The following is a 15,119-nucleotide window of genomic DNA, read 5'->3' as shown; positions in this document are numbered from 1 at the left end:
TTACATCATTAAAAATTGTCTTGAAAATGCACACTGCTCTGTATTGTATTCAAACAATGGTGCATCACCCGAATTACTAAAACTTTAAAACCATCAATCTTTTACAGGACTTTTACAGCAACTCGATTAAATCGCTAGAACCTGCCAATCTGCATCTATTTTCACCAACTTATGCGAAGCCTGTGGCACAGAATCCAATTGATCTTGACCCAGTAATTGCACCACTTGCTGACCATTCGCACGCACTGATTCAATCGCTTGCAGTAAATCAGCATCACGCCCTGCAGGCGCAACCACGATCTCAATCGTTTGGAATTGATCCGCAACTAGACGGTATAAATCACAACTAAAACCTGTCGCTGCACGTGCTCGCCCGAAGTGCTCACCAATGCCGTCATAACGTCCACCTTGCGCAAGTGGCGTGGCATTATTCGGCGCATAGACAGCAAACATGAGCCCAGTATGATAGTGATAGCTACGCAGCTCGACCACATCGACACCAACACTAACCTGTGACCAACGGCTTTGAATTTGTTCAACTGTAGATTTTAAGGTATCAAAAGCATGACTAAATTCAGCATCAGCACGTACTTCAGCCGATAGACTATCAATTAATTGATCCAAATCACCTGACAAACGACCTAAGGCTTCAAAGTCCGCACCGTTTTGAATGGTTGCAGTATAGGCTTTGAGTTCCGGCAATGCTTTGCGTTGATATAGCTCAGATAAATGATTTTCTTGATCTTGGGTTAAGCCAGCAATTTTCACCAAACTTCTAAAGATACCAACATGTCCGAGATCAAGGTGTAGTTTTTCAGTGATGCCGACGCTATACAATACGCCTAGCATGGTTTCAATCATCTCAAGATCGGCATCAACACCGTCATGTCCGAAGAGCTCTGCACCGAGCTGTAAAGGCGCACGAGACGCAGCCAAACCTTGTGGTTTAGTATGTAAGGTCGTTCCTGCATAGCAATAACGTGCCACACCCGCAATCGGGCGCACATGCGCATCAATACGTGCAACTTGCGGTGTCATATCGGCACGCACACCAAGCAAACGCCCTGAGATTTGATCGATCAATTTAAAGGTGACCAAATCCAAATCTTGGTTGAGCGCACTTAAGGAAGATAATGATTCTAAATATTCAATAAATGGCGTGTATACGAGCTGATAGCCTCGCCCTGCTAAGAAATCTAAGGCTTGACGGCGCATGTTTTCGATCACTTGCGCTTGTTCTGGCAAAACATCTGCTACACCATCAGGCAGCAACCATGTCTCTGAAATGGGCATGTACGAAGACCTAAATGTAATTTTTTCGACTACATCGACAAATTTGTCGCATAAAAAAATCGGGCAATACCCGAATTGCAAGCTATCTTATCACGATCTAAAAATCGTTGCACCCACACATTTCATTTCTAAGGATAAAAATTTATCTATGAAATATGTGGTATAGCCTAGATAAATTATTCACTAGACATTGTATTGATTTCCACAAATGGCAACTTACTTTCTAAATGAATTTCTTTGGTAGGTGCTGGAATATGCCCTTCGGTAACAATGCCTAAGCGTAAGCGAATCACATCAGATAAATCAGTTCGATAAGAATATAACGGTGTACCGCAATACGGACAAAATACTCGCCCCTTATTTTGCGATTAGAAATACGTTTTTAGCGCATCTTTACCATTTTCAAAAGTGACTAGTCGCTCATCTATCGGGCTGTTAAATGCAAAGACTGAACCTTGTGCAATCTGACAATGCTTACAATGACAAACGATTGTTTCCGTGAGTTCTGCCTCATAGCGAAACTTCACTGCGCCACACTGGCATTGTCCTTTGATCATTTAAATGCTCCTTCCTTTTATTGATCCTTTTATTGATCATTTTATTGCGAAATTTTAATTCAACCGTTAAATCCTCAACTGCCGTGTATCTTGCATATATTTAAGTCGAGATTCGATCTTGGCTTTCAAGGACACATTGTCCTTTTCCTTGATCAGCCGCTCTGCATGAAGCAAACTTTTGATGGCATTCTCTTCTTCACCTGACCAAAACAGTGCTTCTGCTCGATAGCGTAAGCTATTAATCGTTTGAAACGCTTGATTAATTGCTGTTTTACTGCGCACATTCTCCGCACGTTGTAAGGCTTGCCAAACTGCTACGTCACGTGGATTGCTTTGACTCAAGCGATTTAAAATCTGATGGGCTTGATCACCATTGCCTTGCAAAATATAAATTTCCGCCACTTGCATGGCTAAGGCACGATGTTCAGGCATCACTCGATACAATGGCAATACTGCATCCAAAGCTTGCTGATATTGCACATTGGCTTTGTACCAATCCGACCACGTGAGTTGATACAAAGTCTTTTCCACAGGGTGTGGCGTGAAGCTTTCTAAAAGCTTTTTTGCGTCATCATATTGAGATTGTTCAATATAGTAATGTGCCAATGCCAAAGCCGCACCATGATTCCGTGATGCCATACTTTTCAGTTGAGTTAGATTTACATAGCCTGAAAGCACCGCTACTCGCCAACGCATTAATTCAAATAGTATTTGCTGAGTGTTTTTATGATTGAGCGTATAGTTGGTCGATTTGTAATCGTATTGCCGTGCTCGCAGTCGAGCCTCACTCATACGATCAGCGGTCAGTGGATGAGTCAACCAAAAGTCAGGCAAAAAGCTCAGCTGTGCGGTTTTGCGATGCATCGTTTCAAAGAAATCTGCCATGCTTTCAGGGTTATAGCCTGCAATCGCCATATATTGCATTCCTACACGATCGGCTTCACGCTCTTGATCACGACTATAGGAAAGCTGTCGATCCAACATCGCCGCTTGTGAGCCGAGCATCACCGCCGCACCTGCATCAGGTGACTGACTTGCCACCGCAATCCCTGCCAATATTCCCGCTATAGTCAATAAGCCCTGACCTTTGAAATTTTCCTTTGAACGACTGTAATGACGTTGTGTGACATGTGCCACTTCATGCGCCATGACACCTGCTACCTCGTCCATATTTTTTGCAGAAGAGATTAAACCTGCATTGATGGCAAACAGTCCCCCCGGTACAGCAAACGCATTGATCTGCTCATCTCTTACCACGACTAATGCAATCGGCGCTCCTAATCCACTCTGACCGTACACACCACTGAAAATATAGTTCAGCTCATCTTCAAGCCAAGCATCTTGTAGCACAGGAAGCTTCGCACGGACTTCTCGTAAGACTTTCTCACCGATGCGTTGTTCTTCATTGCGACTAATTAAACCGACACCACTGCCAATTTCGGGAATATCGAGATACTGGTGCTTTTGTTTTAGATTGCTCTCTGGTGGAATTACACCCCAGTTGTAACCTGAATCTGCACTTCGCATTGGATTTGGATAACGATTTAATTCAATAATTCGATCATTGGGCAATTGCGTTGAATTTGAACCGTCGGAACTTAAAGAACTTACTGTCGATATTTGCGCATAAGCTGATGTGCAAACATTAGAAATACTCAGACAGAGTATGCTGAGTGGCACAATACATGTATTCTGAAAATATTTTTTGGAAAATACTTTAAAATTAACCGTTATCACCTTAGCCACAGACATCAATATTCATTATGAGAATAATATTGTTTTAGCACTCGCCATCATGTAACTCAATAGAGATTTGTAAAACTGAAATTCGAATTTTCACCTATAAACAACTGATAAAAATGTGATTCAATTTACTAAAGCATTACAATTCCGATCCTCCTAGCGATGTGATCATTTTTATATTTGTTCTAAAATAATCAAAGTTTTAAGCGTTCATTTTGATCTTGAAACGCTTTGAATAAAATTACAGACTATTTATCAATGCTGATCAAACCCTACTAAGAAGGATTGAGGAACACATCGTGCGCCGTTTATTTGTCGTTTTGCCGTGGTTATTATTGGCTATCGTGATCGTTGGATTCATTGCATGGCAAAAGATGCAGGTGCCGAAACCACCTGTGGCAGCTGATGGCGTCAAGATGCCTGCGGAAAATGTCGAACCACTAATAGATACTAGCCGTACTGGTGGCGTGGTGTCGTATAGTGGTGCGGTCGAAGTTGCTGCGCCTGCTGTGGTCAATATCTTTACCCTGCAAAAAGTTTCTCAACAGCAAAGCTTACCGATCAATGAGCAATTTTTACGTGAGTTTTTTGGTGATCAAATTCCTGAACAGCTTCAGCCTGAAGATCAAAACAGTTTAGGTTCAGGTGTGATCGTCCGCCCTGATGGATATATCTTGACCAATAATCATGTGATCGCTCAAGCAGATGAGATCGTGGTGGGTTTGCACGATGGACGCAAAGCGAAAGCAACGGTGATTGGTACTGATCCTGAAACTGATCTTGCGGTGATTAAGATTGAGCTCGGCGATTTGCCTGTATTACCATTTAAGCTCAGTGGCAATGCCGTAGGTGATGTTGTCCTTGCGATTGGTAACCCGTTTGGAGTAGGTCAAACCGTAACGCAAGGGATTATCTCGGCGACTGGTCGGACTGGTTTGGGTATCAATACTTATGAAGATTTTATTCAAACCGATGCAGCGATCAATCCAGGCAACTCTGGCGGTGCGCTGATTGATGTTGCAGGGAATCTGATTGGTGTAAATACAGCGATCTTCTCACGTACAGGTGGTTCGCTTGGGATTGGTTTTGCCATTCCTGCGCAAATCTGCCAACAAGTGCTTGATTCAATCTTGCAAGAAGGTCGTGTGGTACGTGGTTGGCTCGGTATCGAAGTGCGTGGATTGAATCAAACCAATCCATTAAACACTGAAAGTAATGCAGGTGTGCAAGTGATGGGCGTCTTGAAAAATGGTCCCGCCGATCAAGCAGGGATTCAAAAAGGCGATATTATACTGTCGATCAATGATCAAGCTTTTGAAAACTCAAATCAGCTGATCTCGTATGTCGGTCGTCAAAAGCCAAATAGCGAAGTGCCTGCGGTGATTCTACGTGCTGATAAAAAACTGAACATCAAGATCAAAATTGCCGAGCGTCCTGAAAGTAAAACAGGTCAATTCTTACCTGTGCCACAACAACAGCCTAGATAAACCTACTTAAAATACTTTAGAGAAGTAAAAATGGCTCAAATCATGAGCCATTTTTTTGCACTTTCATTTTTGTACATTAAGCCTTAAGTTCAATGCGATTACATTTGGCTCAAATATGTCGCCACAGCAATGATAAAACCAGTAATAAAAATAAAATACCACTTAAGCTTTGCCAAAATTTCACAGGATGACGCTCAATCAAGCTCGGCTTTTTTGCACCTAAATATTGCGGATTTGGATGCTGTAGATCATAGATAAATTCAGAAATTTCTTGATAGCGCTGCTGAGGCTGTACGCTTAATGCTTTTTGCAAAGTGGCATCAAGCCATAATGGAATCTCTTCGACATAACATATCGCAGGAATATATTTCAGATTTTTCAGATCCTTTTTCGACTTGGCTTGCACTACGGCTGTGCCATATGGCAATTGTCCTGTTAGCATATAATAAGTCATCACTGCCAAAGCATATTGATCAGCTTGTGTACCAATCAAGCCACCAACGAGATATTCAGGTGCAAGATATGCCATTGCGCCAAGTGGTAATTCGTCTTGTGTAGGTGCAGATTCTTTAAGCCCTGCGACTTGCGATGCACCAAAATCAATAATTTTAATATTCAAAAATTCATCAATCATAATATTTTCAGGACGTATATCTTGATGCAATATTTCTAAGCGGTGCATGGATTGTAACCCTTTGGCGACTTGCTCGATGATGCCTCTCACCTTGCCAAGTGGTAATGGCAAGCCTTGATCAATCAACCATTGCTTTAAGGTTTGACCTTGCACATACTCCAAACATTGATAACGATAATGTCGTGGTCGTGTCATTGAGTACGCAGAAAGCACATAAGGACTTTGCACGCGTTTTGCCACCCATTCTTCAAGCATGAATTGCTCAATCAAGCGTTGATCTTGCTTAACCTCTACCGCAGGGACTTTCAGTACGCACTGCGCATGGTTGGTGGTATCGGTCGCTAGATATAGGCGACTACGATGGTTTTGATGCAGTTCACGCACGATTTCAAACCCATCAAATTGCATTTTTGCTTTCAGCTCAGGCACATCTGCAAGTTGTTGTGTGGCTTGGTGACTTTCAAAATCTTCTTGTGCTGCAAGCTGTTTGATTTTGATGACTTGAATACTGAGATTATCATCACTGCCCTGTTCAAAGGCATGTTCGACGATGAGCTGAGCGATCTGATCTAAGTCTGCATCTAAGGCTAAAAATGATTTGAGCTTTTCTGCTTCAACAAACTCATAGACACCATCGGTCATGAGTAGAAAGATATCATCGACATAGATTTGATGATTTTGATAATCCACATCGACTTTTGCACTGACACCGAGCGCACGACTGAGATAATTTTCCTGTTGCGAAAGCCAAACCCGATGATCTGTGGTGAGTTGCTCCAATTGTCCAGCTTGCAGGCGGTAAATCCGACTATCGCCGATATGAAATAGATGCGCAAATTGACCTTTTAAAACCAAAGCGCTCAGTGTGCAAACATAGCCACGATCTTTATCATAACGATATTGGCTTTGCCGAGTTTGTGCATAGAGCCACGTATTGGTTGCATCTATGACACGCAGCGCCGATGTTTTCACCGTCCAAGTTTCAGGTGTGGAGAAATAATCATTGAGAAAACTGCTGACGGCAGTTTTACTGGCGATTTGACTGACATTACTACTGCTAATCCCATCAGCCAGTGCAACGGCAATGCCTTTATGCTTTCTTAAATAGTTTTGCGGTATGGATGCAGCGTGAAAGTCCTGATTTTCAGCTTTACGACCTTGATGTGAATATTGCCCAATCTCAATCTCTAACACGTCGCACCTTTATTGTTAATTTTTAAAATGAATATTGCACTGCTCATACATACTGGCAGTGCAGCTTATCAGTGCACCACCAGAAGAACCAAATTACTCAACCTTAACATTTTCAAAGTTGAATATTCTAAGATCAATATTCAAAGATCAAAATGATTGCTTAAAGTTGACGATTCGGTGCAGTACGGACATGCGTGCTATATAGCGTCAATCCTGTGAATGCCAAGCCACCAACCAAGTTGCCCAGTACCACAGGGATTTCATTCCACAGCAAATAGTCCATAATGGAGAAATTGCCACCCATGATCAATCCTGTAGGGAACAGGAACATATTGACCACTGAATGCTCAAAGCCCATAAAAAAGAACAACATCACAGGCATCCACATTGCAATGACTTTACCACTGACCGAAGTCGATACCATCGCACCCACTACGCCAAGTGACACCATCCAGTTACACAACATGCCACGGATAAAGATCGTCAACCAACCTGCAACACCATATTCTTTGTAGCCTAGCGTACGATCTTCACCAATATGCGACAGTGCAATACCCACCTTATTTGGCTCCACTGAGAAACCATATGTGAACGTCACTGCCATCAACAACGCAACGGTTAAAGCCCCTGCAAAGTTACCGACAAAGACCACGCCCCAATGCTTTAAAATCCGTGGAATCGTCACTCCAGGACGTTTATCCAGCCATGCCAAAGGTGTCAGTACAAATACCCCTGTGAGCAAATCAAAACCCATGAGATATAACATACAAAAGCCTACTGGGAATAACAATGCACCCAATAAAGGCATGCCTGTAGTGACTGAAATCGTCACCGCAAATACCGCCGCCAATGCCAAAATAGCACCTGCCATATAAGCTCGAATTAAGGCATCTCGTGTCGCCATATAAAGTTTTGATTCACCTGAATCAACCATTTTTCCTGCAAATTCGGAAGGAAGAAGATACGACATGTTTTGCCCCTTATACCAATGACTTGATATGAATCTAAGATCAAAAATCAGAAAAAAAGCACCTTAAGCATTTTTCAGCCTAAGGCGCCTTTGCCTAAATTTGATGTTGTAGTGAAGTTTGTTTTGAGCGCCATTGCTCACCATCCCACAACAAGCAAACTTTATGCCATCATTAATATTTATATCAAGTTAACTTATTTAAAAAGCTCAGCGATATTAGCCAAGTAATATGTACCAGTCATGAGGGAGGTGTAAAAGATATTTGATACGTGGAAACGTCAGTCGCATTGTTCGAGGGCAGGACAACATCAGCAAATTGGCGTGTTTTCAAACTATTAGATTAATTTTGGTATTTGACCGAGTTTGCGACTGACAAAATGGCTTTCTTGCGAAGCTTAGCTTCTCATTTCCCCGAAAGGAAAGTAGGTCGAACCGAAGGTTAATCCCGACTTATGAACATAAACCATAATGCTCTATCTCAAATGATTTTTTTCAATATCGTGATTAATCCATTTTATTGAGCAAAGATTAGGGTCTGTTGACATTTCACAGATGCTTGCAACTACGGATGCTTTTTAGGCGATACGAGGCAGGAATGAGGAGGTTTAGTCATTCTAAATGACTCATTCATAACGAAGTAGCGTCAAAAAGCATTCTAGTCCTAAAAGGTTATCGCTAAAACTGCCATTAACTTCGTTATGAAACTTGGCAAGGGAGTAAACATTCCCTGCGTTTCATGCCTCGTTTCTGTAGTTTTAGCGGATAACGCAATGCATGGTTGAAATGTCAACAGACCCTAAATAAATTGACAAAATCACGCCACAAAAATCAGCGCCACACGCACCTGTTCATAGCCCAAACCTGTTTCACTGACTAACGGACGTAGCTTGACACTACCATCATCATTCAGGTCATCGGCTTGATTGCGTTTTTGAATTTTCTTATAGGCTTTACGCACTTTTTCCAATTCATCTTCTTCAGGACGAATCCGCTCGACGTCGATACTGCCTGCTTTGGCAAGTTTGGATAAATGATTAATCACTGTGGATTTGGTCAGTTGACGCTCTGAGGCAATGTCTTCAATATCATAGTCCGCTTCATATAGCGCCTGCGTTTCTGCCAAAGTATCACTGCTATAGCTTCGCTTTTGCCCTTGTAGCTTCTTCTCTAATCGTGCAATTTCATTCGGATTGGTAATGCCACCAGTGCGACGGATAAACGCTTCATGCTGTTTGCTCAAATCAAGCTCAGCAAAATGTTGCTCTGCTTCATCAGACAACTCTTTAAAACGTGCATCTGCCTTCACCGCCAAGCGATCTAGCACCAAAGCCTGCGGATTGAAATCCAGTAATTTTAATCCTTCAATCGACTTGAGCCGTGATAGTGCCACATAGCCCTGACCATTTTCAAAAGTCCGAGCAAGATCAATTTCAGCACTTTCAAGCGTCATGCCCTGGCTTTTATGAATAGTAATCGCCCACGCAAGACGCAGTGGAATCTGCGTCAAACTGGCGAGGACTTTACCCTCTTCATTTTCGATCGACCATGTTTCTGCTTCCACCGCAATCGACGAGCCATCATTGAGCCGAACCTGTGGCATCATGCCCAGCTCTTCGTCTTCGATAAAGCCAATCACCTCGCCGATACTGCCGTTGACATAGCCAAGATCGAAGTTGTTTTTGACAAACATCACCTTTGCGCCTTTTTTCAGGATCAACTGCTCTGGACAACGTACCGAAGATTTTAAGGTTTCTAATAATTTTTCATTGCCCTCAAGCACTGCATCAAAACGATGCATCTTTTGGCTAATGGTGTCGAGCTGTTGTTCGTTGATGCGATCGACATCGAGATTATGCGTATACAGCCGAGTCACGATCTCTGTATCGTGCTGTTGATGCTTGGTATTGATCAGGGTTTGAATCTGTTCATCACTCACCGCTTGGCGACGGATCGCATTGAGAATTTGATCTAACACACTATCCGACTGACGATGTTGTTCGCTGAGGTAACACACTCGAAACTGAGCTTGCACCCACGCCTCAGACATAAACGCAAATTTATCTCGATTCAGCTCATCATTTTTTCCCACAGGTGGTAGCTGAAAAAAGTCACCCGATGCAACCACTTGAATCCCACCAAACGCCTCTGCTGAGCCTTTGAAATATTGCAACACTTGATTGACGAGATTGAACTGCTTGGCATGGAGCATCGAAATTTCATCGATGATCAAGACTTGTACTTTTTCCAAGTGTTCACGCAAATATTTGCGCTCTTTCATGCGCTTGAGATCATTTTCAGCAAGCTGATCTTTGATCCCGATCCCTGCCCAAGTATGAATGGTCATCCCGTTCATATGCGTCGCAGCAATACCTGTCGATGCCGTGATCGCTACTGGGATTTTCCGTGCTTTAAGATATTGAATATATTGATTTAAAGTATAGGTTTTCCCTGCGCCTGCGGAGCCTGTGAGGAATACATTTTCTCCAGCTTTGAGTAGTTTTAATGCGGTATCTTGTTTCATTGTTGCGTCTTAATTCAAAAATATAAAATGGCTAAAAATCGAATTCAGGCTTAGTGTAGCCGATCTCAACAGCGATGTGGTGATAGATGTACGATAGATCAGTTTTCAGAGTATCAAAGTCCATTCATTTTAAGAAATTTGGTAAAAGTAGGTAAATGAATTTCAACCGAATCCATAGAATGGGCTCAAGTATCTATGCTGAGCTATGATACTTACTCCCTTTTTTTTGGAAATATTAGCACCGCTGATATTTCTTTTTTTTTGCCTAAAATTTTTAATTCAAAGTTTGTGATTTATAGCTAGTGGTTGACAAATCGTACTTAGAAAAAAATTTAGATATTATCACTTTTAAAATCATCACTTTTAAAATCATCACTGATCCTGCATACGTAGCAAGCTTTGTTGCATCAGATGATCTTCAGGTAAAAGTTCCATCAATCGCTCAACAGCATCAATCGCATCAGGAAAATGGGACAAATGTTTGAGTAGCAAATCTTTATCATCAATTTTAAAAATCACCTCACTCATTCTCGATTCGACACAATCACGCCAAGCCGTCAGGAAGGGACTCTCCGTTCGTGGTAAAAATATACCTTGATACAGCTGCAATGCGCTGTGTGAAGCGCCTTGATCCAAGGCTTCTTCCAACTCGATAAAGTCTGCATCGACATCGAGTAGTAGACGATAAGGACGTGAGCCGAGCATGCCACAGAGCAAATCACGCAGTTGTGACATTTCCGCTTTCAATGTACCCATACTCACTTTGCGCTCACCGTACAAAGCCTGATGTAACTGATCCAAACTCATCCCTTGCTTGCACAATGTCAAAATCGCAATGATCTCAAACTGGCGTGGACTCAAATTCAAGGCTTTGCCTTGCAGTTGCGCTTTTGTACGACCAAAACAGCTGAGTTGCAAATGTTGCTTGGTTTGCTCTCGCAATGCACCTTGTATCATCTGCGAACAACGCTCTGCAGCAAGTATCCCCAAACTGTTGTGCTGATCCCATGTCGTTGATAAATCTATCACACCGAGCACTTGCCCAGTTGATGGGTGATAAATAGGCGCTGCATAACACACCCAATCTTGGATCGCATGCATATAATGCTCATTGGAAAAGACACAGCTGGATTTGCCTGTGTAGAGCGACAATGCCAACGCATTCGTCCCGACTAAATCCTCTCGCCACTGTCCACCTTGAACGAAATGCACACTTTCTGATGCACCTTGCATATTTCGGCTAGCTTGAACCCAGCGTATCTGCGAGGCTTGATCTGCAACAGCAATTACCATCGAGGATTGATGTGCGATATCACGTAATGCGGGTTCACAACTTTTTAGTGCATGATCTAAATTGGAAATATTTTCTGACACTTTTGCCAGTGGTGCTGCCTGCATCGCACTTGAGATCTTGGCTTGGCTTGAGCGTTGCCATGAATACAGTATCGTATCCTCTGTCGAAGCATGATCAGTGACTGCTTGCAAACATTGAACTTTGAGTTTTTCAATATTTTTACGTCTTTGATTTAACTCTTTTTTTATTGCCATTCGATCATCCTGATTTTGCTGTAGATGGTTTGATCAAACTCGTTCCTACCTTTTCCCAACCTGAGATTGATTAGGCTAATCTCATGATCCACTGTTTGAGACTTCAACGATACGTATCTAGCATATCGAAAGTCCAATCTACAGTATAAGAGGGATCATTAGAATTTAACAATGTACTTTAGACAAAAGGATGTGAACCATGCGCTACGCTGACCCAAATACCGAAGGATCAAAAATCCAGTTTAAAAAACAGTACGAAAACTTTATTGGTGGGAAATGGATCGCACCAGTAAAAGGAGAATATTTCGACAATATCTCACCTGTGAATGGTGAAGCATTTACCCGTATCCCACGTTCAAGTGCCGAAGATATTGAGCTCGCTTTAGATGCAGCACACGCTGCCAAAGCACAGTGGAATAGCACCTCTCCAACAACTCGCTCAAATCTGTTGTTAAAAATCGCCGATCGCCTTGAGCAACATTTAGAAACCCTTGCCGTTGCAGAAACATGGGACAACGGTAAACCGATTCGTGAAACTCTCGCTGCTGACATTCCACTTGCGATTGATCATTTCCGCTATTTTGCAGGCTGTATCCGTGCGCAAGAAGGTGGCATCTCTGAGATTGATGAAGATACGGTGGCTTACCATTATCATGAACCGCTTGGCGTGGTCGGACAGATCATTCCGTGGAACTTCCCAATCCTCATGGCATCATGGAAACTTGCTCCTGCGCTTGCAGCAGGCAACTGTATCGTGCTCAAACCTGCTGAACAAACCCCCGTAAGCATTTTGATCTTGGCTGAGTTGATTCAAGACTTACTACCCGAAGGTGTATTAAATATCGTAAATGGCTATGGCGCAGAAGTCGGTCGCCCACTGGCAATCAATCCACGGATTGCCAAAATCGCCTTTACAGGCTCAACTCAAGTCGGTCAGCTAATCATGCAATACGCGACTGAAAATATCATTCCAGTGACACTTGAGCTTGGCGGTAAATCACCAAACGTCTTCTTTGCCGACATTATGGATCAGCAAGATGATTATCTCGACAAAGCACTTGAAGGCTTTGCGATGTTTGCCTTGAATCAAGGTGAAATCTGTACCTGCCCATCACGTGCATTGGTACAAGAAAGCATTGCAGATCAATTCTTAGAAATGGCTGTAGAGCGTGTCAAACGCATTAAAACAGGTCATCCACTAGATAACGAAACCATGATCGGCGCACAAGCCTCTCAAGAGCAACAGGACAAAATCTTAGGTTGTATCAATACTGGACGTGAAGAAGGTGCGCAACTCCTCACAGGTGGCGAAGCACGTAATGAAGTCGGTACAGGTTTCTATATCGAACCAACCATCTTCAAAGGCAATAACAGCATGAAAATTTTCCAAGAAGAGATTTTTGGACCTGTACTATCTGTCGCAACCTTTAAAGACTTCGATGATGCGATGAAAATCGCTAATGATACAATTTATGGCTTAGGTGCTGGTGTCTGGGCACGTAGCGGAAATACTGCCTACCGTGCAGGTCGTGCAATCCAAGCAGGTCGGGTATGGACCAATTGCTATCACATCTACCCTGCCCATGCAGCATTTGGTGGCTACAAAAAATCAGGTATCGGACGTGAGAATCACCGTATGATGCTTGACCATTACCAACAAACCAAAAACTTGTTGGTGAGCTATTCGACCAAGCCTGCTGGGTTCTTCTGATCAATCATTTATCACAATCTTTCTAGTGTCTAACCAATACAGCACTATAGTTTCAAATCAAAAGCCAGTTGCATAGATAACTGGCTTTTGATCTGTGCTAAAGTTACCTAGACCCCAATATTAATTTTCAATTATATTAACTCTCACATTATGCTTGAATCAGTTCTTAGAATTTTAGCTAATCACCACACGAGATTGAATTACATATTTTTATACAATCAGTTACTTGATTTACGCAACTATGATTGAAGAAAAAAAATATTCCTTAAACTCGATCTTTTAAAATTGTTTGATGAGAAAAAATGATGCAAATAAAACCAATTTTTAGTTTCACTGCTTTGAGTCTTTTTGTCAGTGCATGTACAATGACGCCACCTGCACCAGTTGAGCCAAAAAAAACCGTTGAACCTGAACCAATCGTCTACACCGAACCGCAAGTTTCTGCGCCTTATTATGCACTGAATCCCACAGACTATACTGCGCCGCCAGAGTTCGAAGTCAATCTACAAAAGTCAATCAATGCACCACTGACCAAACTTCGTGTAAAAGCTGATCCTAATAATCCAAACTCAGAAGAAATCATTTTAGATAAAAATCGTTTTATTATTCCTCTTGCCAATAGCAATAACAAAGCCTTGAAATTTGCAGCGATTGCTCAAGATAACGAATTAGATGTCACTGATATTGATGACTTTTTAACGATTTTAGAAGGTAAAGCACGTCATTACCCTACACGCTTTGATGTCAAACGTGAGAAAAGTGGGATGACGGATAAATTAAAATCTATCATTCATACTCTTGATCGTTATGCAGTTCAGCCGAATGCTTCTTATGACATCTTGCTTCGTGCAGCAAAAGCAAGCCATATGGCACGTAACCTTGATATGAGTGAAACTTATGGACCTAAAGCACTTAGCTATGCGACACGTTTGCTGAAGATGAAGCCAAATGATCCTGAAACCAGTTTTTGGTTAGGTTTTGGTTTATCTGAAGGTGGTGCATTCAAAGAAGCAACTCCTTATTTGAAGACTGCAATGGAAGCCAATATTCAAGAAGCACATCTTTCGATGGCAAACAACTACTTGAGTATGGAACAAAAGAAAAATGCCGTGACCACTTTGAAGAATTACAAAGTGAAATACCCTACTGAATCTGCGATCGTTGACCGTCTTGTGACAGAGATTGAATCAGGTGGTCGCTATAACGTGTGGCAGCGTGGCAGTTAAGTCTGTTTTGAAGATCAAAATCATACTTACAAAGCCAGTTTACGAACTGGCTTTTTTATATTCATCTCATGGAATAAAAGTGTCATAATCTGCCCTTAAAATTGAATAAATTTTGATGGGGTATTTCATGTTTCAACAATCTCTCCTTGTTGCGCTAAGTATTAGTATGCTCGGTTTGACAGGTTGTCAGGTGGTGAGTGTTAAAGAACAAAAAGTCGGCACAACACTCAGTAAT

The 15,119-nt window shown here is 42.1% G+C and carries 9 protein-coding genes and 1 pseudogene; 3 read left to right on the top strand and 7 right to left on the bottom strand.

Going from position 1 to position 15,119, the window contains the following annotated elements:
- Window positions 1-126: 126 nt before the first annotated feature.
- From ACE3PQ_RS03755 to ACE3PQ_RS03745, 3 genes and pseudogenes are all read right to left on the bottom strand, one after another.
- Entirely contained in the window at window positions 127-1,293 is a 1,167-nt protein-coding gene (locus ACE3PQ_RS03755) for an ATP phosphoribosyltransferase regulatory subunit (protein ID WP_374295340.1), read from the bottom strand.
- Window positions 1,294-1,469: 176 nt separating this feature from the next.
- A pseudogene (locus ACE3PQ_RS03750) lies at window positions 1,470-1,850 on the bottom strand (GFA family protein).
- Window positions 1,851-1,916: 66 nt separating this feature from the next.
- Entirely contained in the window at window positions 1,917-3,422 is a 1,506-nt protein-coding gene (locus ACE3PQ_RS03745) for a M48 family metalloprotease (RefSeq protein WP_374295338.1), read from the bottom strand.
- A gap of 470 nt (window positions 3,423-3,892) precedes the next feature.
- Between ACE3PQ_RS03745 and ACE3PQ_RS03740 the strand changes: the two genes are divergently transcribed.
- Window positions 3,893-5,080, top strand: a complete 1,188-nt coding sequence (locus ACE3PQ_RS03740) for a S1C family serine protease (protein WP_374295336.1) — start codon at window positions 3,893-3,895, stop codon at window positions 5,078-5,080.
- Between the two features lie 109 nt (window positions 5,081-5,189).
- On the opposite strand, the gene ACE3PQ_RS03735 is transcribed toward ACE3PQ_RS03740, so the two are convergent.
- The 4 genes from ACE3PQ_RS03735 to ACE3PQ_RS03720 all read right to left on the bottom strand — a co-directional run bounded on the left by ACE3PQ_RS03735 (window position 5,190) and on the right by ACE3PQ_RS03720 (window position 11,947).
- The gene (locus ACE3PQ_RS03735; protein WP_374295334.1) at window positions 5,190-6,908 is read right to left on the bottom strand and encodes a protein kinase; all 1,719 of its coding nucleotides are present in this window, start codon (window positions 6,906-6,908) and stop codon (window positions 5,190-5,192) included.
- Window positions 6,909-7,068: 160 nt separating this feature from the next.
- Window positions 7,069-7,878, bottom strand: coding sequence for a formate/nitrite transporter family protein (locus ACE3PQ_RS03730; RefSeq protein WP_374295332.1), 810 nt, complete (start codon window positions 7,876-7,878; stop codon window positions 7,069-7,071).
- A gap of 814 nt (window positions 7,879-8,692) precedes the next feature.
- The gene (locus ACE3PQ_RS03725; RefSeq protein WP_374295330.1) at window positions 8,693-10,399 is read right to left on the bottom strand and encodes an AAA family ATPase; all 1,707 of its coding nucleotides are present in this window, start codon (window positions 10,397-10,399) and stop codon (window positions 8,693-8,695) included.
- Window positions 10,400-10,771: 372 nt separating this feature from the next.
- The gene (locus tag ACE3PQ_RS03720) at window positions 10,772-11,947 is read right to left on the bottom strand and encodes a transcriptional regulator (protein WP_374295328.1); all 1,176 of its coding nucleotides are present in this window, start codon (window positions 11,945-11,947) and stop codon (window positions 10,772-10,774) included.
- Between the two features lie 199 nt (window positions 11,948-12,146).
- On the opposite strand from ACE3PQ_RS03720, the gene ACE3PQ_RS03715 reads away from it, so the two are divergent.
- On the top strand, window positions 12,147-13,658 hold the full coding sequence (locus ACE3PQ_RS03715) for an aldehyde dehydrogenase family protein (RefSeq protein WP_374295327.1): 1,512 nt from the start codon (window positions 12,147-12,149) through the stop codon (window positions 13,656-13,658).
- A 305-nt stretch (window positions 13,659-13,963) separates the two neighbouring features.
- Window positions 13,964-14,884: an ABUW_2363 family tetratricopeptide repeat lipoprotein gene (locus ACE3PQ_RS03710; protein WP_374295357.1), complete on the top strand. Its 921-nt coding sequence runs from the start codon at window positions 13,964-13,966 to the stop codon at window positions 14,882-14,884.
- The last annotated feature ends 235 nt before the right edge of the window (window positions 14,885-15,119 follow it).

Origin of the sequence: Acinetobacter sp. (assembly GCF_041911495.1) — a bacterium.
Taxonomy (GTDB): Bacteria; Pseudomonadota; Gammaproteobacteria; order Pseudomonadales; family Moraxellaceae; genus Acinetobacter.
This window is presented reverse-complemented; position numbering and strand designations above follow the sequence as displayed.

Bases quoted from the DNA above. Each gene is read 5' to 3' on its own strand.
- ACE3PQ_RS03755 (WP_374295340.1), bottom strand. From the start codon at position 1,293: ATGCCCATTTCAGAGACATGGTTGCTGCCTGATGGTGTAGCAGATGTT.
- ACE3PQ_RS03730 (WP_374295332.1), bottom strand. From the start codon at position 7,878: ATGTCGTATCTTCTTCCTTCCGAATTTGCAGGAAAAATGGTTGATTCA.
- ACE3PQ_RS03725 (WP_374295330.1), bottom strand. From the start codon at position 10,399: ATGAAACAAGATACCGCATTAAAACTACTCAAAGCTGGAGAAAATGTA.
- ACE3PQ_RS03720 (WP_374295328.1), bottom strand. From the start codon at position 11,947: ATGGCAATAAAAAAAGAGTTAAATCAAAGACGTAAAAATATTGAAAAA.
- ACE3PQ_RS03715 (WP_374295327.1), top strand. From the start codon at position 12,147: ATGCGCTACGCTGACCCAAATACCGAAGGATCAAAAATCCAGTTTAAA.
- ACE3PQ_RS03710 (WP_374295357.1), top strand. From the start codon at position 13,964: ATGCAAATAAAACCAATTTTTAGTTTCACTGCTTTGAGTCTTTTTGTC.